Raw genomic sequence first — 20,177 nt, forward strand, 5'->3', positions numbered from 1 at the left:
TCCAGGAGAGACCGCATGCCTCCCATGGCCTCGCAGCGCACCGGCGCCCCGTCCGCCTCCGCCACTGCCGCCACCGCTCCCCCGGCCCCCGCCCTGCCGGTGCTCGGCGGCAAGAAGAGCAGCTACCGCGAGCGGGTCGCCGACGCGTTGCGGGCCGCGCTGATCGCCGGTGAGCTGCGGCCGGGCGAGGTGTACTCCGCGCCCGCGCTCGCCGCCCGCTTCGGTGTCTCAGCGACGCCGGTGCGCGAGGCCATGCTGGATCTGGCCAAGGAGGGCCTGGTCGACACCGTGCCCAACAAGGGGTTCCGGGTCACCGCCGTCACCGAGAAGCAGCTCGACGAGTACACCCACGTCCGCTCGCTCATCGAGATCCCGACCACTGTCGGCCTGGCCCGGACCGCCGACCCGGTCTCCCTGGAGGCGCTGAGGCCCGCCGCCCGGGAGATCGTCGCCGCGGCGGCCGCCGGGGATCTCATCGCGTACGTCGAGGCCGACACCCGCTTCCATCTCGGTCTGCTCGCCCTCGCGGGCAACGCCCACCTCGTCGAGGTGGTCGGCGACCTGCGCAAACGCGCCCGGCTCTACGGCCTGACCGCGCTCGCCGAGTCGGGCCGGCTGCTGTCCTCGGCGCAGGAGCACCTGGAACTCCTGGACGCCCTCCTCGACCGCGACGAGGCCGCCGTAAGCGCGGTGATGACCCGCCACCTCGGTCATGTGCGGGGAATGTGGGCCGCGCACGACTGATCCGACAACACGGCCACAGGAGCGGGACGGCTGATCACCGGCGCCGCGTGCGAGCGAGCGAGACGACTGATCACCCACGCCGCGCATGCGAGCGGGACGACGGGGGCATCTCTGACAGGTGTGATCGGAGCGACGCGCGCTCCGGCTGACGTTGAAAGTATGATCAGCCAATGTCTGACATGACCGAAACCACGCCCGGCTGGCTGCCGTCCGACGAGCTCGAATCGGCGCGCGCCCGGATGCCGATCCTGTACGTCGAGGCCGTGCCCGTGCGCGTCGACGACAGCGGCGAAGTCACCAGCATCGGGCTGCTGCTGCGCATCGGCCCGGACGGGACGGTCAGCCGCAATCTGGTCTCCGGCCGCGTGATGCACCACGAGCGGGTGCGTGACGCGCTCCTGCGTCACCTGGAAAAGGACCTCGGGCCCGTGGCACTGCCCCGCGTCCCGTCCGCCCTGCAGCCCTTCACCGTCGCCGAGTACTTCCCGACGCAGGGCATCACCCCGTTCCACGACCCGCGCCAGCACGCGGTCTCCCTCGCCTACATCGTCCCGGTGTCCGGTGACTGCCGCCCCCGGCAGGACGCGCTCGACCTGGTGTGGTTCAGCCCCCAGGAGGCGGCGTCGGCCTCCGTCCAGAGCGAGATGCCGGGCGGCCAGGGAGTCCTGCTGAAGCAGGCCCTGGCACACGTGGGCTGCCTGTCCTAGCCGAGAACGGGTCGTGCCGGCCGGGGCTCAGGGCCTTGGTTCGAGATACGTGTCGTGCGCGATCCGGCTCAGCCTCTGTGCGGCGGGCGCCGCCAGTTCGGTCGCCGTGTCGCGGGCGACGGCGGCGCGGCCCGCTTCGCCGAGGGCGTCGGCGAGACGGGCCTGGCCGAGCCAGTTGTAGGGGCTGTGCGGGCTGAGGCCGGTTCGTTCGCCGAGCAGGAGCCGGGCCAGGTCGTCCCGTCGCGCGCGGATGGCCGCCTCCAGAAGGGTCCGCTGGATCGCGTCCCGCTGGGCGTGGCTGCCACCGAAGGTCTGCAGTCGGCGGCGGATGGGCCAGAGCAGCTCCACCACCGCCCGGTAGTCCTCACGGGCGTACGCCACCAGCGCCTCGCACACGGGCAGGCCGATCTCGCCGGTCATCACACGGTTGGTGTCGGGCCGCCCGCCCTGCCGGGCCGCCCGCAGCCAGCGCCGCCGGTCGGCGACGAACTCGTCCGCCGTCTCCAGCCGGCCCGCTCCCGCGAAGGCCATGACGGCGTGCACGTCGTTGAAGGCGTAGAACGGCGGGTCCTCGCGCGCGGCCCACGCGTCGGCCAGAGTCCCCCAACGGGGGCCCTCGTCCAGGTCGGCCAGGAGGAACCGCCACAACAGCGAGGCGGCGTCGAGGAGTTCCATGACGAACCCGGTCGAGTCCTTGTGGTGCAGTACGGCGTCGTAGATCCGCAGAGCGGTCCCGGTGTCGCCCGCCTCCAGCGCGTACAGGGCGTAGTGCCACCAGCTGTGCACCGTCAGCAGACTGCCGCTCGCCCAGTCGTCGAGGCGCGCGTCGAGAAAGTCGAGCCCCTCGACGAACCGCCCCTGCATCTCATGCACGTGGACGACCGCGTGGATGGCCCAGATGTCACGGGAGTTCCGCTCCACGGCGGCCCGGGCCACCTCCTGGGCCCGGCCGTAGTGCCCCGACTCCTCCAGACCGAACGCGTACATGCCCAGCAGCGGCCCGCGGTGGGGGTCGTCCGCGTCCCACGCGGGCAGGGCCCCGCCGATCCGGTCGCGCAGCCGCGTCGCGTCCCCCGTGAAGAAGTCGAGCTGATGGCCGACCGCCAGGGCGAGCGGATCACGCGGGCACTCCACGACCAGCTCTTCCAGGACCTGCCCGGCCCGCCCCAGATCACCCCCGAGCCAGGCCTCCGCCGCCACCATGTGCATACGCTCCCGCCGGGGCAGCGCCGCATGGTCCAGCCCGGCGCTGAAATCCGCGAACCGACGGCCCGCCTCGGCGGCGTCCCGCGACTCGGTCCCCAGCACTCCCAGATACGCCGCGAACGCCTGGGCCAGCGGCGCCCCCGGGCACGCGGCCACCGCGTCGGCGACGGCGGTCGGGAACTCGGGCCGGAAGAACAACAGCCCCTCCACCGCCCGGTCCAGGTGCTCCGCCCCTTCGGCGGTGCACTCGTACAGGCGGTTGCCGTACCGGTCGGTCACCATGGCAGTTCATCTCCGGCGCGTAGCGAGTGGCGTCGGCCCGTGTGCGCCGACCCGTGACGGCACGGATCACCGCACCGTCCCCATCAAAGCGACGACACTCCGCCCAGTCCACCGAGCACCCCGACACCGCCGGAAAGCGCCCCTCCCTCCCCCCGGCCCGGAAGATCCCGATCATCGAGTCCAGGTACCCCATGACCGCAGGCGTCGGGGTGGCCCGCGCCTTGATCCGCGACTCGATGACCTCGGGCGCCCACGGGTGGCGCAGCAGCATGCGGCGGGCCGACAGCACCCGCCTGCCAATGGCGGCCTTCCAGTCGGTGTCGCCGGCCGGCGGGTCGATCTCACCGACGAGGACGTCGATCATGCCGTCCAGCAACTCGTTCTTGTTGGCCACGTGCTTGTACAGGGCCATGGGCACGACGCCGAGCGCCTGCGCGATCTTGCGCATGCTCAACGCCTCGACTCCACCTTCGTCGGCCAGGGCGACGGCAGCGCCCAGAACCCGGCCCCCCTGCTCAAGGGCGCGCGCGGCTGCGCGGCGGAGCCCGCCTGCGTGCTCGTCTCCACGATCCCCTCTCGTACGGGCAGGGCCCGACAGCCGCCCGCCCTTCCATCTGGACGAAGGTACAGCGCCACCCGGCGCACTCCCACAGCAGGCATCCGCCATGCACCGACGACATGACGGCAGGAGGCCGCCCACACCAGCCGTCTCTTGAGTCGCCGGGTACATGGATGCGGATCGTGGCCGGTGTGGTGCACGTCATTCCGCCCTCACTGGATGCGTAAGGTTCGCTCCGGTCGCCGGGTCGAACACGTGAGCCTTGGCCATGTCGACCTGCAGCTCTACCGGTTCGCCCTCGCGGGCACGCGTGGCGGCGTCCAGACGGGCCACGATGTGATGGGTGTCGGCGCCGGTGTCGCGCAAACCCGAGTCCTTGGCGAGCTCCTCCAGTTCGGCGGTCGTCGCGGGCCCGCCCTCCGCGGTGAAGTAGACATACACATCGGAGCCCAGTGACTCCAGTACCTCCACGGTGGCGGTGAAGACCGGGCCCGTCCGGTCCCGGTCGTGTGACAGGGCCACGTCCTCGAACGCCTCCGGTCGCAGCCCGACGATGACCTCGCGAGGCGCGTTCTGCCTTTCCAGCGCCTGCCTCGTACGGTCGTCCAGGGTCAGGTCGCCCAGGGGCGAGCGCAGGGCACCGTCCTCCAGAGTGGCGTTCAGGAAGTTCATCGCCGGGGAGCCGATGAAGCCCGCGACGAAGATGTTGCGCGGCAGGTCGTACAGCTCGGCAGGTGTGCCGATCTGCTGGACCAGGCCCTGTCTCATGACGACGACCCGGTCGCCGAGCGTCATCGCCTCGGTCTGGTCGTGGGTGACGTACACGGTGGTCGTGCCGAGACGCCGCTGCAGCCGGGAGATCTGAGTGCGCATCTGTACCCGGAGCTTGGCGTCCAGGTTGGACAACGGCTCGTCCATCAGGAACGCCTTGGGATCACGGACGATCGCCCGCCCCATGGCCACCCGCTGGCGCTGACCGCCCGAGAGGTTGGCGGGCTTGCGGTCCAGGTGCTCGGTGAGGTCGAGGATCCGGGCGGCTTCCGTCACCTTGGCGTCGATGGTGTCCTTGTCCACCTTGGCCAGGCGCAGCGGGAAGCCCATGTTCTCCCGGACGTTCATGTGCGGGTACAGGGCATAGCTCTGGAACACCATGGCGACGTCGCGTTCCTTGGGAGCGAGGTCGTTGACGACTCGGTCTCCGATGCGGAGGGTGCCCTCGGTGATGTCCTCGAGTCCGGCGATCATGTTCAGGGTGGTGGACTTGCCGCATCCCGACGGACCGACAAGGATCACGAACTCGCCGTCGGCGATCTCGAGGTCCACGTCCTTCACGGCGAGGGCCCCGTCGGGAAAGCGCTTGGTGACTCCCTCGAGGATGATCTCGGCCATGGATGGTGCCTCCTTGCCTTCATGCCTTCATGCCTTCATGCCTTCCGGGTCCGGGTACCGCGGTCGGTGTCACGGACCGGTGGCCTGTCCGGCGCGGTCGGCCCGTTCACCCCTTGACCGCCCCGGAGGTCAGTCCGGCGACGATCCGCCGCTGGAAGAACAGGACGAAAACGATGATCGGGATGGTGATGACCACAGCGGCGGCGGCGATCGACCCTGTGGGCTGCTGGAACTGGGAGCTCCCGGTGAAGAACGCGATCGCGGCCGGCACTGTGCGCGCGGACTCGGTGGACGTCAGCGAGATCGCGAACAGGAAGTCGTTCCAGCAGAAGATGAACACGAGAATGGCCGTGGTGAACACGCCCGGCGCGGCCAGCGGCACGATGACCATCCGGAAGGCCTGCGCGGGCGTCGCCCCGTCGACCTTGGCGGCCTTCTCCAGATCCCAGGGGATCTCCCGGAAGAAGGCCGACAGGGTGTAGATCGCGAGCGGCAGGGAGAAGGTCATGTACGGGATGATCAGCCCGACCCAGGTGTCGAAGATCCCGATGATCCGCTCGATGTTGAACAGCGGTGACACCAGGGAGATCGGGGGGAACATGGCGATCAGCAGTGACATGCCGATGAGCACCCGCTTGCCGGGGAAGCGCAGCCTGGCCACCGCGTAGGCGGCCATGGTGCCCAGCGCCACCGCGATCACCGTGGCGATCAGGGCGATACCGATCGAGTTGATCAGCGCACGGGTGAACTCGGCGGTCTCGAAGATGCCCCGGTAGTTCTCCCAGGTCCAGTCCGTGGGGATGTAGTTGCCGTCCGTCAGGGTGGTGGGGTCCTTGAACGACAGCGCGGCGATCCACCACACGGGGAACAGGGCATACAGCACCACCACCACGTTGATGACGCCCCATCGGGCGGCGTGCGTCTTTCCTACCTCGGCCATCAGCGCTTCACCTCCGCGCCGGGTGCGGCGGTGCCGAACAGTTTGACGAAGGTGAAGGCGATGATCCCGACGCAGATGAAGATCAGGACCGAGATCGCCGACCCGATGCCCAGGTTCAGCGCGGTGAACAGGTTGTCGTACCCGAGGATCGACAGAGAGCCGGTCCCCTGGGCGCCCGCGGTCAGGACGTAGATGTTGTCGAAGATCCGGAACGCGTCCAGCGTGCGGAAGAGCAGTGCCACCAGGATCGCCGGCTTCATCAGCGGCACCATGATCTTGGTGAAACGCTGCCAGCCGGTGGCACCGTCCACCATGGCCGCCTTCAGGGTCTCCTCGGGGACCAGCGCGAGGCCCGCGAGCAGCAGCAGGGCCATGAACGGCGTCGTCTTCCACACCTCGGCGAGGATGATCAGCCAGAGGGCGGGCCACTGTTCGGTCAGCGGGGCCTCTCCGCTGGGCAACAACTCGGCGAGGTATCCGAGGTCCGGGGTCCAGGCGTACTGCCAGGAGAAGGCGGCGACCACGGTGACGATCCCGTACGGAACGAGGACCGACGTGCGGACGACGCCGCGCCAGAAGATCGTGCGGTGCATCACCAGGGCGAGCCCCATTCCGAGGACCAGTTCGATCGCCACGGACACGGCGGTGATGAACAGCGTGACCCAGAAGGCGTCCCACCAGAACGGGGAGGACAGCACCGCCCCGTAGTTGCTCAGGCCCACGAACTCCGCCCGTCCGGGAAAACGCAGGTCGTACCGCTGGAGGGACAGATAGACGGCGTACCCGATGGGGTAGGCCGTCACGGCGATCATGACGACGACCGCGGGCGCGCAGAGCAGCCAGCCGAGCCGCCGCTCCTGCCTGGCGCCCGCCGAGAGCGCCGCCCGGTCCGGCCCCGCCTGCTCCGTCTCCGCCTCGGGGGGCGGCGGGGTTCCGGCCGGTTGCGCCCGCGTGCTCATCTGGGGCCGTCCGAGGACGAGGCCCGCGCGCTGCGGCGTCGGCTGACCAAGTGGTGCGGGAGGAGGTGGTTCACGGGATCACACCCTCGGATCGCAGGGCATCGTCGATCTGCTCCCTGATGGTGTCGACGGAGCTTTCCGGTTCGATCCCGGACGGTGGAGACAGCGTGTGGGAGACCGCGATCGACACGTTCTGGTAGGCCGGAGTGAGCGGGCGCACGCTCGCCGATTCCAGGGCCGCCAGCACCTCCTTGGAAAAGGGGTACTCCTTCATGAACGCGGGCTCGTCGTACAGGGCGCGCAGGGTGGGGGGCAGACCGCCCTCGAGCGCGGCGGTGAGCTGGTTGTCCCGGTTGCGCAGGCACAGCGCCGCCTCGAAGGCCAGGTCGGGGTGGCGCGAGTAGGCGCTCACCGCCAGATCGATGCCGCCGATGGTGGGCCGTGCGGGGCGGTTCGCGTCGACGCGAGGGTACGGCGCCCAGCGGAAGTCCTTGAACAGCTCGGGGTTGTTCGCCTTCATCGACGGATAGACGAACGGGTAGTTGAGCTCGAACGCGGCCACCCCCGACTCCATGGAGAGGCGGTTCTGGTCCTCCATCTGGTTGGGCAGGGAGGGGTCCGCGGCCGGGGACTTCGCCAGATCGCGCATGATTTCGGCGGCCCGCACGGCAGGAGGACCGAGGGAGGGCTCGGTCGCGCTCGCGTTGAGGATGGAGCCGCCCGCACTGTTGATCAGCGTGTTGAACCAGACGGTCAGGCCCTCGTACTGGGCTCCCTGGATCTCCACGAAGTGCGGTTTGCCCTGCCGGGCGAGGGCTTCGGCCATGTCCAGCATCTCGGCCCAGGTCCTGGGTGGGGTGGGCACCAGGTCCTTGCGGTACCACAGGAGCTGGGTGTTGGTGTTGTACGGGACGGCGTACAGCTTGCCTTTCCAGGTCGAGGTCTGCAGCGGTACGCGCAGGGTCCCCTCGACGGCCTGCCGCTTCGCCGTCCCCGTCCATTCCCGGATCCAGCGTGCCTCGGCGAACTCCGCCGCCCAGGTGACGTCCAGGCCCAGGATGTCGAGCGAGTCGTCCTCGGCGGCGAGCCTGCGGACGAGCTGCTGGCGCTGGCCGTCCGCGGCACGCGGGAGCTTGTTGTAGCTGATCCTGTAGCGGCCGCCCGACGCCTGGCTGCACCGGTCGGCCGCCTTCTGGAGCGCACCGGAGTCGTCCGGGAAGTTGTACCAGTTGAGGGTGGGCCTACCGGAACCCTCGTCACTGCCACAAGCGGCGAGCACCGACGCCAGCAACGGCAGTACGGCGAACGCCCGCAGCCATCGCGTCCCTCCGGGACGTCCCTTCTGACCCGAAACGGGCCGGCAGCCGCACCTCGCGTGCACGCGCTCCACACCTCGCTTCCGGACGGTGGCACGGGACTCGGACCTCGCAGCGTTTCCCTCCCGACGAACACTAAAGACCGCATAAAGCAAGATCAAGCACATATCCCCTTAAAGCCCGATAAAGGATCGACCGGGCGAACCTGTGGGCCCGGAAGGGGGGACGGTTGTCTTCGGCTGCTCCCTACTGCTCTGCGGCCGGCGGTGGGTCGCGGGGTGTCACTCAGGTGACCGGCGGTGGCCCGGCCCGCGCCGCTGGTGGAACGGATGGAAGAGTCCACCGACCCCGATGGGGGCGCCAGTTGGGCGCTGCCATGCATGTCGGCCCAGACGCGGCATCAAGGGAAACGTTCGCGCAAGTCAGAACGCTTGACCATCGCCCCGGTAACGCACCCGACCGAGTCAAGGTGCGTTACACAACCGCGCCATGGCGCTCGGTCTCCATCTGGTCCCCCAGAACGACCAAGAGGCCACTTCCGATCAACCGGAAATGACCTCCGACCTGCTACTTCGCAAGTCGGGACGACAGGATTTGAACCTGCGACCCCTTGACCCCCAGTCAAGTGCGCTACCAAGCTGCGCCACGTCCCGTTGCCCGTCTGACCTGGGGTTTCCCCTGGCTGAACGTGCACGGAAACAATACCGCACTCGGGCCGGTGGTCGCGCACTCGTTTATCGAGGGGGGAGGGTCTCCGCCGCTGCCGCTTGACCTGAAGTCTGGTTGAGGTTGCAGGCTCGTCGGTGTGACGGCGACAGCGGAACGTACATACGGGTTCGAGGATCTGCCCGGCCTGATGGGGCTGATGACGGGGGCCGAGAAGCACGGGCCGGCGGCCACGTCCACGCTGGACGTGTTGTGGGTGCTCTACGACCGGGTGCTGCGGGTGGCGCCGGGACGGATGGACGACCTGGAGCGGGACCGGTTCCTGTTGTCGAAAGGGCACGGACCCATGGCGTACTACGCGGTCCTCGCGGCGAAGGGGTTCGTGCCGGCCGACTGGCTGCCCGGCTTCGGCTCGTACGACTCGCCGCTCGGCCACCACCCGGACCGGGTGCTGGTGCCGGGCGCGGAGATCGGCAGCGGGTCGCTCGGGCACGGGCTGCCGATCGCGGTCGGGACGGCGCTCGGGCTGCGGGCCCGGCGGCGCTTCGACCCGGCGGTGTGGGTGCTGATCGGGGACGCGGAGCTGGACGAGGGCAGCAACCACGAGGCGATCGCGTACGCCGGACCGGCCGGGCTCGACCGGCTGCACACCGTCGTGATCGACAACTCCTCCGCCAGCCATGCCCTGCCGGGCGGGATCGCCACGCGGTTCGAGGCGGCGGGCTGGTCCGCCGAGACCGTGGACGGGCGGAATCACGAGGCGCTGTACGCCGCCTTCACCGCGCCGCATCCGGGCCGGCCGCGTGTCGTGGTGGCCCGTGTCGAGCCGAAGAACGCCTGAGCCCCGAGTTCCCTCAACCCCGCTGAAAGGACAGAGACTTCATGGACACCATGCGTGACCGTCTCGCCCCCGTCGTCTCCCGGCTGCTCGACGAGGATCCCCGGGTCGCGGTGGTCCTCGCCGAGATCGGCAAGGACGGCTTCGCGGAAGCGATGCGCAGGCATCCGGACCGGGTGATCAACGTCGGCATCCGGGAGCAGTTGCTGGTCGGCGCGGGTGCGGGCCTGGCGCTGGCCGGAATGCGGCCCGTGCTGCACACCTTCGCAAGCTTCCTGGTGGAGCGGCCCTTCGAGCAGGTGAAGCTGGATCTGGGGCACCAGGACGTGGGCGCGGTGCTGGTCAGCGCCGCCGCCTCCTTCGACTGGCCCGCAGGCGGCTACACCCACATGGCACCCGGTGACGTGGCCCTGCTCGACACGCTCGACGGCTGGACGGTGCACGTGCCGGGGCATCCCGACGAGGCCGAGACCCTGCTCCGGCACGCGGTCGGCGTCGGCGAGGGCAAGGACGACAAGGTCTACGTACGGCTGTCCGCGCAGTCCAACGGGCGGGCGCTGGCCGTGGACGGGCAGCGGTTCAGCACCGTGCGCGAGGGGCACCGCGGGGTCGTCGTCGCCGTCGGGCCGATGCTCGACTCCGTCCTCGCGGCCACGGACGGGCTCGACGTGACCGTGCTGTACGCGACCACCGTCCGCCCCTTCGACTCGGCCGCGCTGCGCCGGGCCACCGAATCGGCGGGCACGGATGTCGTTCTCGTCGAGCCGTACCTGGCGGGTACCTCGACGGCCGCCGCGAGCGACGCCCTCGCCCATGTGCCGCACCGGGTGCTCGGACTGGGGGTGGGACGGGGGGAGCTGCGGCGGTACGGGCAGATCGAGGAGCATGTGGCCGCGCACGGGTTGGATGCGGCCTCGCTGCAGGAGCGGATCGCCGGGTTCCTGTGGTAGCCGACCGTGCCCCCAAGGCGGCCGACCGGCGCGTCAGTCGGCCGCTGGGAGCCCCAACTCCGGGTGGGCGCCGAGGAGTCCGGTCGGGGCCGCCTGGCGCCAGGAGTCGGCGAGGATGTCGCGCAGCTCGGGCTCGTCCTCCAGGGCGGAGAGCCGCACCCTCACCCACGCGAACCCTGCCTCGTGGTCGGCGATCCAGAACTTGTCGGGCTCGGCGAGGACCAACTCGTCGCGCTCCTCCTTCGGGCAGCGCACGGCCATGGACGTCTCGTCCTCCGGCAAGGTCGCGAACATCTTCCCCGCCACCCGGAAGGTGGGCATGTTCCAGGCGACCTTCTCCGTGGTGTCCGGCAGGGAGAGGGCGGCACGTCGTACGTCTTCGGCATCCGGCATGAGACGCACCGTAGCGGTCACCACTGACAATCACCCGGTGGGAGCCGGTGCCTAACCATGCCGACGACGCCGAGCGACACGTCTATGCGGAGGCGCCGGCCCCCACCTGCTTGTAGTAGATCGACGTCGGCCGCAGCGTCCCGCGCGGGTCCGCCGCGTAGTCCGGGATCGTTCCGATCCGGGTCCAGCCCGCCCTGTCGTAGAGGCGCTCGGCCGGGCTGTCCGTCTCGGTGTCCAGGTGGAGCAGGGTGGCGCCCGCGTCGACGGCGGCCCGTTCGGCTGTCGCGAGGAGCGCCCGGCCCAGGCCCTGTCCACGGCCCTGCCGGTGGACCATCAGCTTGACGAGCTCCGCCCGGTGGCGGCTGTTGGGCTTGTCCGGGAAGACGAGACCGACCGTGCCGACCACCCGGTCACCGTCACAGGCGACCCACACGGCCAGCCCGCCGGCCGACGCCGCCTCGACGCGTTCCTGCCACCAGGCGACGGCCGCCGCCCGGTCGAGCGGCGCGAGGAATCCGATCGAGGCACCGCCGTTCACGGTGTCGACCAACAGATCCGCCAACTCCTCTATTGAGGAACGGAGTTGTGGGCCGTCGGGCCGGAAGATCACAGGCCCGGACGCAGGCGAGGACCCGGTCACGGACTCGAAGTCGAACGCGGGATCAGTCACCGGCTCACTCACGGCTTCACCACCACCAGCGCGTACCGCACGCCCTCGGGTCCCGGGCACCGGAACCGCGTCGCCCCCCACACCCGCATCCGCAGACAGTCCCCGGCGGTCAACCGGTGCTCGACGTCCCGGTCGGTGACATGGAGGGTGCCGTCCAGGACCCAGATGTGCTGTTCGAGGCCGGGCACGGACGGCCCGTCGTAGGCGATGTCCGCGCCCGCCGCGAGCCGTCCCTCGACGAGTTCACCGCGCAACCCGTCCGCCGACGGCGACACGGAACGCCGTACGAATCCGGCGGCCCTGTCCTTCCATACGGCCTGCTCCCCCGCGCGCACGACGGAGACGGGCTCGGACTCGACCTCACTGAGCAGCTGGGACATCGTCCGGCCGTACACATGACAGAGGCGGTTCAGGAGCGCCGCCGTGGGGCTGGTCTCCGCGCGCTCGGCCCGGGAGAGGGTCGAGCGGCTCACACCGCTACGGTCCGCCAACTCCCCCAGGGACCAAGCGTGTTCGGCCCGCAGCTCGGCCAGACGAGCGGCCAGACGGAGGTCTACGGGGTCAAGTACCGTCACTTCCTCGACGCTTCCCATATTCGGGATAATATCCCGAATGCGAGACAACCGCATACGACACACGCTCCCTACGCTGTGCGCCGTCTCACTCCGCCGCCTCTCCCAGCGCCTCCAGCACCGGCCGGATCAGCGGATGCCCCTCCGCGCCACGGCGTACGGCGGCGAAGACGCGACGCGTGGGGGCCACTCCGTCGACGGGGCGCACGACCACGCCCGTGAGGTCCATGCCGCGCAGCGCCGAGCGGGGTACGAGGGCGACGCCCGCGTCGGCGGAGGCGAGGGCGACGACAGCGCGGAAGTCGTCGGAGGAGTGTTCGAGGCGGGGCTGGAAGCCGGCGTTCTCGCAGGCGAGGACGACCACGTCGTGGCAGGGGTTGCCGGGGTAGGGGCCGATCCAGGGGTCCTTGGCCAGGTCGGCGAGCGGCACCTCGGCCGTGCCGGCGAGGCGGTGGCTGACGGGCACGACCGCGTCGAAGGGCTCGGCGTACAGGGCGACATGGGTGAGGCGGGGGTCGTCCGCGGCCGGGGCGCCCCGGTACTCGACGGCGACGGCGATGTCGACCTGGCGGTCCAGGACCATCGGGAGGCTGGCGTCGCCCTCGGCGTCCTGGACGCGGATGCGGATGCCGGGCGCGGACTCGGCGAGGCGGGCCAGCGCGGGCGCGACGACCTGGGCGATGCCGGTGGCGAAGGAGGCGACCGTGACGGTGCCGGCCGCGCCCGAGCTGTACGCGGCCAGTTCCGCCGCCGCCTGCTCCAGCTGGGCGAGGACCGCGTTGGTGTGGCCGAGCAGGATCTCGCCGGCCGGGGTCAGCCGTACGCCCTTCGCGCCGCGCTCGACCAGGCGGTGGCCCGTCTCCTGTTCCAGTGCGGTCAGCTGCTGGGAGACGGCGGACGGGGTGAGGTACAGCGCGGCGGCAGCCGCCGTCACCGTGCGGTGGTCGGCCACCGCACGAAGGATGTGGAGCCGCCGCGCTTCGATCATGAGACCGATTCTCTCAAATGCGCGCTTTCCCCCTGAACCGCTCCGCTCAGGCCTCCAGCACGGCCCGCGCCGCCACGAACGCGTCCACCGCCCGGTTGACGTCCGCCGTCGAGTGCGCGGCGGAGAGCTGGACGCGGATGCGTGCCTGGCCCTGCGGGACGACCGGGTAGGAGAAGCCGATCACGTACACACCGCGCTCCAGGAGCAGCTCCGCCAGGCGGCCCGCCTTCGCCGCGTCGCCGATCATGACGGGGGCGATGGGGTGGTCGCCGGGGAGGATGTCGAAGCCCTCCTCGGTCATCCGGCTGCGGAACAGCACGGTGTTCTCGGCGAGGCGGACGCGCAGGTCGTCGGCCGACTCCAGGAGGTCGAGCACCTTCAGGGAGGCCGCCGCGATCACCGGGGCGAGCGTGTTCGAGAAGAGGTACGGGCGGGAGCGCTGGCGCAGCAGGGCGACGATCTCGGCGCGGGCGGCCACGTAACCGCCGGAAGCGCCGCCGAGGGCCTTGCCGAGGGTGCCGGTGATGATGTCGACGCGGTCCATGACGCCGTGCAGCTCGGGGGTGCCACGGCCGCCGGGGCCGGTGAAGCCGACGGCGTGGGAGTCGTCGACCATGACCATGGCGTCGTGGCGGTCGGCGAGGTCGCAGATCTCACGGAGCGGGGCCAGATAGCCGTCCATGGAGAAGACGCCGTCGGTCACGATCAGCTTCCGGCGGGCGCCGCCCTCCGTGGCTTCCTTCAACTGCCGTTCCAGGTCGGCCAGATCGCGGTTGGCGTACCGGAAGCGGCGGGCCTTGCACAGGCGGATGCCGTCGATGATCGAGGCGTGGTTGAGGGCGTCGGAGATCACCGCGTCCTCGGGGCCGAGCAGGGTCTCGAAGACGCCGCCGTTGGCGTCGAAGCAGGAGGAGTACAGGATCGTGTCCTCCTGGCCGAGGAACGCCGACAGCCGCGCCTCCAGCTCCTTGTGCACCTCCTGCGTGCCGCAGATGAAGCGGACGGAGGCCATGCCGTAGCCCCAGCGGTCGAGGGCCTCGTGGGCGGCGGCGATCACCTCGGGGTGGTCGGCGAGGCCGAGGTAGTTGTTCGCGCAGAAGTTGAGGACCTCGCCGGGGCGGCCGCCGGCGGTGACGGCGACGGTCGCGGACTGCGGGGTGCCGATGACCCGCTCGGGCTTGTGCAGGCCGGCGGCGCGGATCTCGTCGAGGGTGGTGCGGAGGTCGTCGCGCACGGAGTCGAACATCAGGAAGCTCCTAAAGGGCATACGCGGAAGGGGAGTTGCGCTGGTCGCTCGGCCGGTTACGCGGTCCAGTCCAGGATGACCTTGCCGCCCGTGCCGCTCGCGGCATCCGCGAACGCCGCCTCGTGGTCGCGGTAGCCGTAGCGGCCGGTGATCACGGGGGCGAGGTCGAGGCCGCCTTCCAGGAGGACCGACATCGCGTACCAGGTCTCGTACATCTCGCGGCCGTAGATGCCCTTGATGGTGATCATGGAGGTGACGATCCGGGACCAGTCGACGGCGAACTCCTCGGACGGCAGCCCGAGCATGGCGATCCGGCCGCCGTGTGTCATGTTGGCGATCATGTCCCGCATCGCCAAGGGGTTGCCGGACATCTCCAGGCCGATGTCGAAGCCCTCGCGCAGGCCGAGGATCCGCTGCCCGTCGGCGATGGCCGACTCCCCCACGTCGAGCGCGAGGCTGACCCCGATCTTGCGGGCCAGTTCCAGTCGGTCCTCGCTGACGTCCGTGACCACGACGTGGCGGGCACCGGCGTGCTTGGCGACGGCGGCGGCCATCAGGCCGATGGGGCCCGCGCCGGTGATCAGGACGTCCTCGCCGATCAGCGGGAAGGACAATGCGGTGTGCACGGCGTTGCCGAACGGGTCGAAGATGGCCGCGACGTCCAGATCGACGGGGACGCGGTGCACCCAGACGTTGGTCGCGGGCAGGGCCACGTACTCCGCGAAGGCGCCGTCGCGTCCGACCCCGAGACCGACGGTGGCGCGGCACAGGTGACGGCGGCCGGCGAGACAGTTGCGGCACTTGCCGCACACGAGGTGGCCCTCGCCGCTGACCCGGTCGCCGGCCTGGATGTCGGTGACGTCACGGCCGGTCTCCACGACCTCGCCGACGAACTCGTGGCCGGCCACGAGCGGTGTACGGATGGCCTGTTGGGCCCAGCCGTCCCAGGACCGGATGTGCAGGTCGGTGCCGCAGATCCCGGTCCGCAGGACCTTGATCAGTACGTCGCCGGGGCCGAACTCGGGCTCCGGGACGTCGACGAGCCACAGCCCGGGTTCCGCCTTCTCCTTGACCAGCGCCTTCAACGCTACGGCTCCTGTGGGTGCGCCCCCGGCGCCGGGCATGGCGAACAGACCCGTACCGGGGAGAGGGGTGGGATCGCCGATCAATCTGCCGTACGGCGGCGCCCCGGGTCCATCGAGGTTTTCTTAACCTCCGCCGCAGCTTTCCTTCACACCCCGCCGGGCCACGATCCGCCATGATGTGCCGGCCGCTTCCCGTGTCACGGGAAGGCCTCCCGCGCCTCGATCCGGGCGGCCAGTTCCGCGGCCATCGACTTGATGGTCTCCAGGCCGGCCCTGCCCCAGGGGCGCGGCTGGACGTCGAGGACGCAGACCGTGCCGAGGGCGACGCCCGTGCGGTCGAGCAGCGGGGCGCCGAGGTAGGAGCGGATGCCGTGGTCGTCGACGACGGGGTTCCCGGCGAACTTCGGGTATTCGCGCACGTCTTCGAGGACGAGACCCTTGCGGCGGACCACCACATAGGGGCAGAAGCCGTGGTCACGGGCGAGGTGACGATCCACCCCGAGCACCGTGGTGTCCGCGGTGGGCTCCGCCGACACATGCAGACCGGCGAAGAACTGCCGGTTCTCGTCGATGAAGTTGACCATCGCGTACGGCACCGAGGCGACCTCGGCGAGGCAGTCCGCGAAGGCGTCGAAGGCCGGTTCGGCGTACTCGCCGAGCCCCAGCAGCCGCAGCCGCTCCACCCGCTCGGGGGCGTCCCGGTCCTCGGGGGTGAGCAGCAGCCGGCCGACCGGACGCGGCGGGTCGTACGTCACGTGTGGGCTCCGTGGCTCGGGAGCTGGGCCGGGGTGTGGGCGAGGAGATGCCGTACGAGGGTGAGCAGGGTCTGGACGCCCGAGCTGGAGATGCGGGCGTCGCAGCAGACGACGGGGATCTCCGGGTCGAGGTCGAGGGCGGCGCGCACCTCGTCGGCGTCGTAGCGGAAGGAGCCGTCGAACTCGTTGATGGCGACGATGAAGCCGAGGCCTCGCTGCTCGAAGAAGTCGACGGCGGCGAAGCAGTCCTCCAGGCGGCGGGTGTCGGCGAGGATGACCGCGCCGAGGGCCCCTTCGGAGAGTTCGTCCCACATGAACCAGAACCGCTGCTGTCCGGGGGTGCCGAACAGATAGAGCACATGTCGCGGATCGAGTGTGATGCGGCCGAAGTCCATCGCGACGGTCGTCTCGACCTTGTTCTCGATGCCGTCGAGATTGTCGGTGGCGGCGCTCACTGTGGTGAGGAGTTCCTCCGTGCTCAGCGGCGCGATCTCACTCACCGCGCCGACGAAGGTCGTCTTGCCGACCCCGAACCCTCCCGCCACCAAGATCTTCAGTGCGGTGGGGAAGGGGTCAGAGCTGTCGTCGTAGTCCATCGAGCACTGCCTCCAGAAGAGACCGGTCTGTCGGGTTGTGGTGGAAAACCGGGGGCTTGGTGGTGAGGGCCCCGCAGTCGACGAGGTCGGACAGCAGCACCTTGGTGACCGCCGCCGGCAGCGTGAGGTGAGCGGCGACCTCGGCGACCGAGACGGGTGCCCGGCACAGGTCGAGTGCAGTTGCGTGCTCGGGGCCGAGATAGCCGAGGGGGGTCGCCCCGGTGGCCATCACCTGTGAGAGGAGATCGAGCGCGGTGGTCGGCCGGGTCCGGCCGTTGATGACGGTGTAGGGGCGTACCAGACGCCCGGCGGCGTCGTCGTACAGAGGTCCGTCGCCGGCCGCGGGCACGTTCAAGGCCTCATCGCGGAGGGTCCGACGGCTTGACGGGGCTGGGTGACCAGATACGGGCGGACGCTCTTGACGAGCATCGCCATCTCGTAGCCGAGGACCGCCGCGTCGGCCTCGCGTCCGGCGAGCACGGCGAGGCAGGTGCCGGAGCCCGCGGTGGAGACGAACAGCAGGGTCGAGTCGAGTTCGACGACGACCTGGCGGACGTCGCCGCCGTCGCCGAAGCGGACGCCCGCGCTGCGTCCGAGGGAGTACAGGCCGGAGGCCAGGGCCGCCATGTGGTCGGCACTGTCCGGATCGAGGCCGTGGACCGACTTCACGAGCCCGTCGCAGGAGAGCAGCACCGCGCTCGTGGTGTGCGGTACGCGCTGGACGAGGCCGCTCATCAGCCAGTCGAGATCGGATACATGGCCGGTCGGCGCATCGCTCGCCATGGTGGATCGACTCCTTGGGGTGCGTTGGTCTGCGGGAGCGCAGGGGGTGGGGACCGTGGTGGGGGTGGTGAGGGGCGTGGTCATCCGGCCGGTGTGCTCCCGTCCTGCCGGGGCGTGAGGTCGTGTGCCGCGTCGAGGGCCGACGGCGGTACGGCTGTGGGGGCGATGCCCCTGGGCTGTCCGCCCAGGGGCTGGGTGGCGTCCTTGTGCGGCGCGTCCATGGGGGCCGGCTCCATGTGGAGTGCGTCCGTACGGCCCGTGGCGCCGTGTGAAGTCGGGGCCGGGTAGCCCGTGTTCAGCTGTCCCGTGTCGATGCGGGACGCGGCGTCGGGGGCGGGGGGCGTCAGGTCCGCGGCGGCCGTGTCCAGCGTGGAGGTGTCCCAGTCGGAGCTCTCCATCTGGCGGGCCTCGGCGAGTCCGATGCCGCGCTGGAAGGCGGCCATCAGCCCGGGGTCGTGGCCGATGTAGTGGCCGGGGTCCTGGCGGGGCGCGGGTGCGGGGCCGCCGCGGAGCTGGGGCACGATGTGCTGCTGGGCGCGGCGGCGGGGCAGTTGCGGCTTGCCCATGGTGCCGCGTACGGCGCCGCCGACGCGTGGGGTCGGAGGTGTGCCGCTGTTCTCGGCGACGGTCCGCCGGTCGTCGGGACGGACGCCGGGCGCGGCCTCGGCCGGGTTGGGCCGCTCGTCCCGGGCACCGCGCACCGGCAGCGGGGGCGGGCCGCCGCTGCCTCTGCCCGGCCCCTGCCGGCCGCTGCCCCGGCCGGGGCCCTGCTGCCGGGGCACGGAGGCACGGGGCGGGCTCGGGGCGGAGCGGTGGCCGGGCTCGGGGCGCGCGGGCTGCGCGGGTGCCGGGCGGCCGGTCCGGCCGGTTGCGGGCCGGCCGGGCCTGTCGGTCGCCGGACGGTCTGCGGGGCCGGGTGCGAACGCTCCCTGAGGAGCGGCGGGCTGTGCGTGGCGGGGCCCGTCGGGGCGGCGTACGCCGGTGTTCTGCTCGGTGTGGGGCCGGGTCTGCGGCAGGTCGCCCGGGTCGCTGCCGAGCAGGCCCTGGGGGATGACGAACGCGGCCTGGACGCCGCCGTAGATGTTGGCCTGGAGGCGGACCTGGATGCCGTGGCGCCGGGCCAGTTGGGAGACGACGAAGAGGCCGATGCGTCCGTCCTGGAGGAGGCTGGCGACGTTGACCTGGTCGGGGTCGGCGAGCAGGGCGTTCATCTTGTTCTGCTCGGCGACGGGCATGCCGAGGCCCCGGTCCTCGACCTCGACGGCGAGCCCGGAGGTGACGAGGTCGGCGCGGAGCAGGACCTGGGTGTGCGGGGCGGAGAACACCGTGGCGTTCTCGACGAGTTCGGCGAGGAGGTGGATGACGTCGGCGACGGCGTGCCCGCGCAGGGTGCCGTCGACCGGGGGGACCAGCTTGACCCGGGAGTACTGCTCGACCTCGGCGATCGCGGAGCGCAACACCTCGGTCATGGAGACGGGGTTGCTCCACTGACGGCGGGAGACGGCGCCGCCGAGGACGGCGAGGTTCTCGGCGTGGCGGCGGATGCGGGTGGCGAGGTGGTCGACGTGGAAGAGGCCCTTGAGGAGGTCGGGGTCCTCGATCTCGTTCTCCAGGTCGTCCAGGATGGAGATCTCGCGCTGCACCAGCGACTGCAGCCGGCGCGCCAGGTTCACGAAGACTTCGAGCTTCTGTTCGCTGCCCGCGTGGCTGGAGAGCTGGGAGGCCTGGACGACGGCGGTGACGGCGCTGTCGTGGGCGCGGGCCAGGTCGTCGGTGAGCAGTTCGAAGTCGTCGGCGTCCGCGGCGGGCTTGGCGCGGGGCCCGCGCGCGGGCGGCTGGTCGCCGCGCCGGAGCGCGTCGACGAGGGCGCGCAGGTCGTCCTCGCTCTTGGTGCTGACCTGGCGCAGGGCGCCCAGGCGTTCGTGTACGCACTTGGCGGTGCGGCCGGCGGCCACGGCGGCGATGGCGATGCCGACGAGGGCCACTGCGGCGGCTCCGGCGAGGACCGCCCACAGGGTGAGGCTGGGGCGGGCGCCGCCGGCGCGGAAGGTGAAGAGCACTGCGGCGCAGGCGCTGAGGGCGACCGCGGTGGGGGGCAGGACCGCGAGGCGCACCAGCTGTGGCCGTATGTGGATCTCGGGCAGCGAGGGGACGGTGCGGGTGGCCGATCGCCCGTGCCGCCCGCCTTCACGGCGGTCTGCGCGTGCGGCCGGTGCGCGAAGGTGAGACATCAGCGTCCTCGTACTGGTCCGTCTGGGGCGTGGGGGGTGCCGCGTCCGGGCGACTTGGGCATGCGCCACCGCATGTCGGTCGCGAGAGTCGAAGAATTCGGCCCAGCGTCGTCCGACGGCAACTCACAGTAGTCGCCAACGCGTCATGTGCGGTGCGCAGTTGACAAAGACCTCCGTAATGCGTCCCGCTCTGGTATGAGGCTCGCGCGACAGTCCGATAATTCTTCGGACGCTTGTTCCTGTCGAATTCTTTCTGCGCCTGGATTTCGATCAGAGCTGGTCGGAACAGGTCGAGAACAGAC

General features: G+C 70.8%; 20 protein-coding genes, 1 tRNA gene and 1 pseudogene. 4 read left to right on the forward strand and 18 right to left on the reverse strand.

Going from position 1 to position 20,177, the window contains the following annotated elements; translation table 11 throughout:
* Positions 1–24: 24 nt before the first annotated feature.
* Positions 25–744, forward strand: a complete 720-nt coding sequence (locus tag ACFU53_RS14910; protein ID WP_383991130.1) for a GntR family transcriptional regulator — start codon at positions 25–27, stop codon at positions 742–744.
* Positions 745–923: 179 nt separating this feature from the next.
* Positions 924–1,451, forward strand: a complete 528-nt coding sequence (locus tag ACFU53_RS14915; RefSeq protein WP_383991133.1) for an NUDIX hydrolase family protein — start codon at positions 924–926, stop codon at positions 1,449–1,451.
* A 27-nt stretch (positions 1,452–1,478) separates the two neighbouring features.
* Here ACFU53_RS14915 and ACFU53_RS14920 read toward each other — a convergent pair whose 3' ends face one another.
* The 7 genes and pseudogenes from ACFU53_RS14920 to ACFU53_RS14950 all read right to left on the reverse strand — a co-directional run bounded on the left by ACFU53_RS14920 (position 1,479) and on the right by ACFU53_RS14950 (position 8,755).
* A complete protein-coding gene (locus ACFU53_RS14920) occupies positions 1,479–2,939 on the reverse strand; it encodes a tetratricopeptide repeat protein (protein ID WP_383991089.1) in 1,461 nt (486 codons plus the stop codon).
* Positions 2,940–3,366: 427 nt separating this feature from the next.
* Positions 3,367–3,669, reverse strand: a pseudogene (locus ACFU53_RS14925) (hypothetical protein); the annotation flags it as partial.
* 30 nt (positions 3,670–3,699) lie between these two features.
* Entirely contained in the window at positions 3,700–4,887 is a 1,188-nt protein-coding gene (locus ACFU53_RS14930; protein ID WP_383991092.1) for an ABC transporter ATP-binding protein, read from the reverse strand.
* A 106-nt stretch (positions 4,888–4,993) separates the two neighbouring features.
* On the reverse strand, positions 4,994–5,827 hold the full coding sequence (locus tag ACFU53_RS14935) for a carbohydrate ABC transporter permease (RefSeq protein ID WP_383991095.1): 834 nt from the start codon (positions 5,825–5,827) through the stop codon (positions 4,994–4,996).
* Positions 5,827–6,786, reverse strand: a complete 960-nt coding sequence (locus ACFU53_RS14940; protein WP_383991098.1) for a carbohydrate ABC transporter permease — start codon at positions 6,784–6,786, stop codon at positions 5,827–5,829. The genes ACFU53_RS14935 and ACFU53_RS14940 overlap by 1 nt, the downstream gene beginning before the upstream one ends.
* Before the next feature lie 70 nt (positions 6,787–6,856).
* Entirely contained in the window at positions 6,857–8,167 is a 1,311-nt protein-coding gene (locus ACFU53_RS14945; RefSeq protein ID WP_383991101.1) for an ABC transporter substrate-binding protein, read from the reverse strand.
* 514 nt (positions 8,168–8,681) lie between these two features.
* Positions 8,682–8,755: transfer RNA gene (locus ACFU53_RS14950), tRNA-Pro, on the reverse strand.
* A gap of 203 nt (positions 8,756–8,958) precedes the next feature.
* On the opposite strand from ACFU53_RS14950, the gene ACFU53_RS14955 reads away from it, so the two are divergent.
* A complete protein-coding gene (locus tag ACFU53_RS14955) occupies positions 8,959–9,609 on the forward strand; it encodes a transketolase (protein WP_383991136.1) in 651 nt (216 codons plus the stop codon).
* A gap of 41 nt (positions 9,610–9,650) precedes the next feature.
* The gene (locus ACFU53_RS14960) at positions 9,651–10,556 is read left to right on the forward strand and encodes a transketolase family protein (protein WP_383991104.1); all 906 of its coding nucleotides are present in this window, start codon (positions 9,651–9,653) and stop codon (positions 10,554–10,556) included.
* Between the two features lie 33 nt (positions 10,557–10,589).
* On the opposite strand, the gene ACFU53_RS14965 is transcribed toward ACFU53_RS14960, so the two are convergent.
* The 11 genes from ACFU53_RS14965 to ACFU53_RS15015 form a co-directional block, all read right to left on the reverse strand.
* Positions 10,590–10,949, reverse strand: coding sequence for an MmcQ/YjbR family DNA-binding protein (locus ACFU53_RS14965; RefSeq protein WP_383991107.1), 360 nt, complete (start codon positions 10,947–10,949; stop codon positions 10,590–10,592).
* Positions 10,950–11,031: 82 nt separating this feature from the next.
* Positions 11,032–11,559, reverse strand: coding sequence for a GNAT family N-acetyltransferase (locus tag ACFU53_RS14970; RefSeq protein WP_383991138.1), 528 nt, complete (start codon positions 11,557–11,559; stop codon positions 11,032–11,034).
* A gap of 68 nt (positions 11,560–11,627) precedes the next feature.
* On the reverse strand, positions 11,628–12,212 hold the full coding sequence (locus ACFU53_RS14975) for a helix-turn-helix domain-containing protein (protein WP_383991109.1): 585 nt from the start codon (positions 12,210–12,212) through the stop codon (positions 11,628–11,630).
* A 67-nt stretch (positions 12,213–12,279) separates the two neighbouring features.
* On the reverse strand, positions 12,280–13,179 hold the full coding sequence (locus ACFU53_RS14980; RefSeq protein WP_383991112.1) for a LysR family transcriptional regulator: 900 nt from the start codon (positions 13,177–13,179) through the stop codon (positions 12,280–12,282).
* A gap of 46 nt (positions 13,180–13,225) precedes the next feature.
* On the reverse strand, positions 13,226–14,425 hold the full coding sequence (locus ACFU53_RS14985; protein ID WP_383991115.1) for a glycine C-acetyltransferase: 1,200 nt from the start codon (positions 14,423–14,425) through the stop codon (positions 13,226–13,228).
* Positions 14,426–14,481: 56 nt separating this feature from the next.
* On the reverse strand, positions 14,482–15,510 hold the full coding sequence (gene tdh, locus ACFU53_RS14990) for an L-threonine 3-dehydrogenase (RefSeq protein WP_383991118.1): 1,029 nt from the start codon (positions 15,508–15,510) through the stop codon (positions 14,482–14,484).
* Positions 15,511–15,707: 197 nt separating this feature from the next.
* Positions 15,708–16,265, reverse strand: a complete 558-nt coding sequence (locus ACFU53_RS14995) for a GAF domain-containing protein (RefSeq protein WP_383991121.1) — start codon at positions 16,263–16,265, stop codon at positions 15,708–15,710.
* Positions 16,262–16,861, reverse strand: a complete 600-nt coding sequence (locus ACFU53_RS15000; RefSeq protein WP_033529557.1) for an ATP/GTP-binding protein — start codon at positions 16,859–16,861, stop codon at positions 16,262–16,264. Before ACFU53_RS15000 ends, ACFU53_RS14995 begins: the two co-directional genes overlap by 4 nt.
* Positions 16,839–17,210, reverse strand: coding sequence for a DUF742 domain-containing protein (locus tag ACFU53_RS15005; RefSeq protein ID WP_383991141.1), 372 nt, complete (start codon positions 17,208–17,210; stop codon positions 16,839–16,841). Before ACFU53_RS15005 ends, ACFU53_RS15000 begins: the two co-directional genes overlap by 23 nt.
* Positions 17,211–17,212: 2 nt before the next feature.
* Positions 17,213–17,644 (reverse strand): roadblock/LC7 domain-containing protein, encoded by a 432-nt coding sequence (locus ACFU53_RS15010; RefSeq protein ID WP_383991124.1) that lies wholly within the window; start codon positions 17,642–17,644, stop codon positions 17,213–17,215.
* 80 nt (positions 17,645–17,724) lie between these two features.
* Positions 17,725–19,875, reverse strand: a complete 2,151-nt coding sequence (locus ACFU53_RS15015; protein ID WP_383991127.1) for an ATP-binding protein — start codon at positions 19,873–19,875, stop codon at positions 17,725–17,727.
* Positions 19,876–20,177 lie beyond the last annotated feature (302 nt).

The organism is Streptomyces sp. NPDC057474 (assembly GCF_042802555.1).
GTDB lineage: Bacteria > Actinomycetota > Actinomycetes > Streptomycetales > Streptomycetaceae > Streptomyces.

Excerpts from the sequence above, each read along its gene's own strand:
- ACFU53_RS14980 (WP_383991112.1), bottom strand. The coding sequence starts at position 13,179 with ATGATCGAAGCGCGGCGGCTCCACATCCTTCGTGCGGTGGCCGACCAC.
- ACFU53_RS14975 (WP_383991109.1), bottom strand. The coding sequence starts at position 12,212 with ATGGGAAGCGTCGAGGAAGTGACGGTACTTGACCCCGTAGACCTCCGT.
- ACFU53_RS14965 (WP_383991107.1), bottom strand. The coding sequence starts at position 10,949 with ATGCCGGATGCCGAAGACGTACGACGTGCCGCCCTCTCCCTGCCGGAC.
- ACFU53_RS14930 (WP_383991092.1), bottom strand. The coding sequence starts at position 4,887 with ATGGCCGAGATCATCCTCGAGGGAGTCACCAAGCGCTTTCCCGACGGG.
- ACFU53_RS15000 (WP_033529557.1), bottom strand. The coding sequence starts at position 16,861 with ATGGACTACGACGACAGCTCTGACCCCTTCCCCACCGCACTGAAGATC.
- ACFU53_RS14920 (WP_383991089.1), bottom strand. The coding sequence starts at position 2,939 with ATGGTGACCGACCGGTACGGCAACCGCCTGTACGAGTGCACCGCCGAA.
- ACFU53_RS14940 (WP_383991098.1), bottom strand. The coding sequence starts at position 6,786 with ATGAGCACGCGGGCGCAACCGGCCGGAACCCCGCCGCCCCCCGAGGCG.
- ACFU53_RS14915 (WP_383991133.1), top strand. The coding sequence starts at position 924 with ATGACCGAAACCACGCCCGGCTGGCTGCCGTCCGACGAGCTCGAATCG.
- ACFU53_RS14985 (WP_383991115.1), bottom strand. The coding sequence starts at position 14,425 with ATGTTCGACTCCGTGCGCGACGACCTCCGCACCACCCTCGACGAGATC.
- ACFU53_RS15010 (WP_383991124.1), bottom strand. The coding sequence starts at position 17,644 with ATGGCGAGCGATGCGCCGACCGGCCATGTATCCGATCTCGACTGGCTG.
- ACFU53_RS14955 (WP_383991136.1), top strand. The coding sequence starts at position 8,959 with ATGGGGCTGATGACGGGGGCCGAGAAGCACGGGCCGGCGGCCACGTCC.
- ACFU53_RS14910 (WP_383991130.1), top strand. The coding sequence starts at position 25 with ATGGCCTCGCAGCGCACCGGCGCCCCGTCCGCCTCCGCCACTGCCGCC.
- ACFU53_RS15015 (WP_383991127.1), bottom strand. The coding sequence starts at position 19,875 with ATGTCTCACCTTCGCGCACCGGCCGCACGCGCAGACCGCCGTGAAGGC.
- ACFU53_RS14935 (WP_383991095.1), bottom strand. The coding sequence starts at position 5,827 with ATGGCCGAGGTAGGAAAGACGCACGCCGCCCGATGGGGCGTCATCAAC.
- ACFU53_RS14960 (WP_383991104.1), top strand. The coding sequence starts at position 9,651 with ATGGACACCATGCGTGACCGTCTCGCCCCCGTCGTCTCCCGGCTGCTC.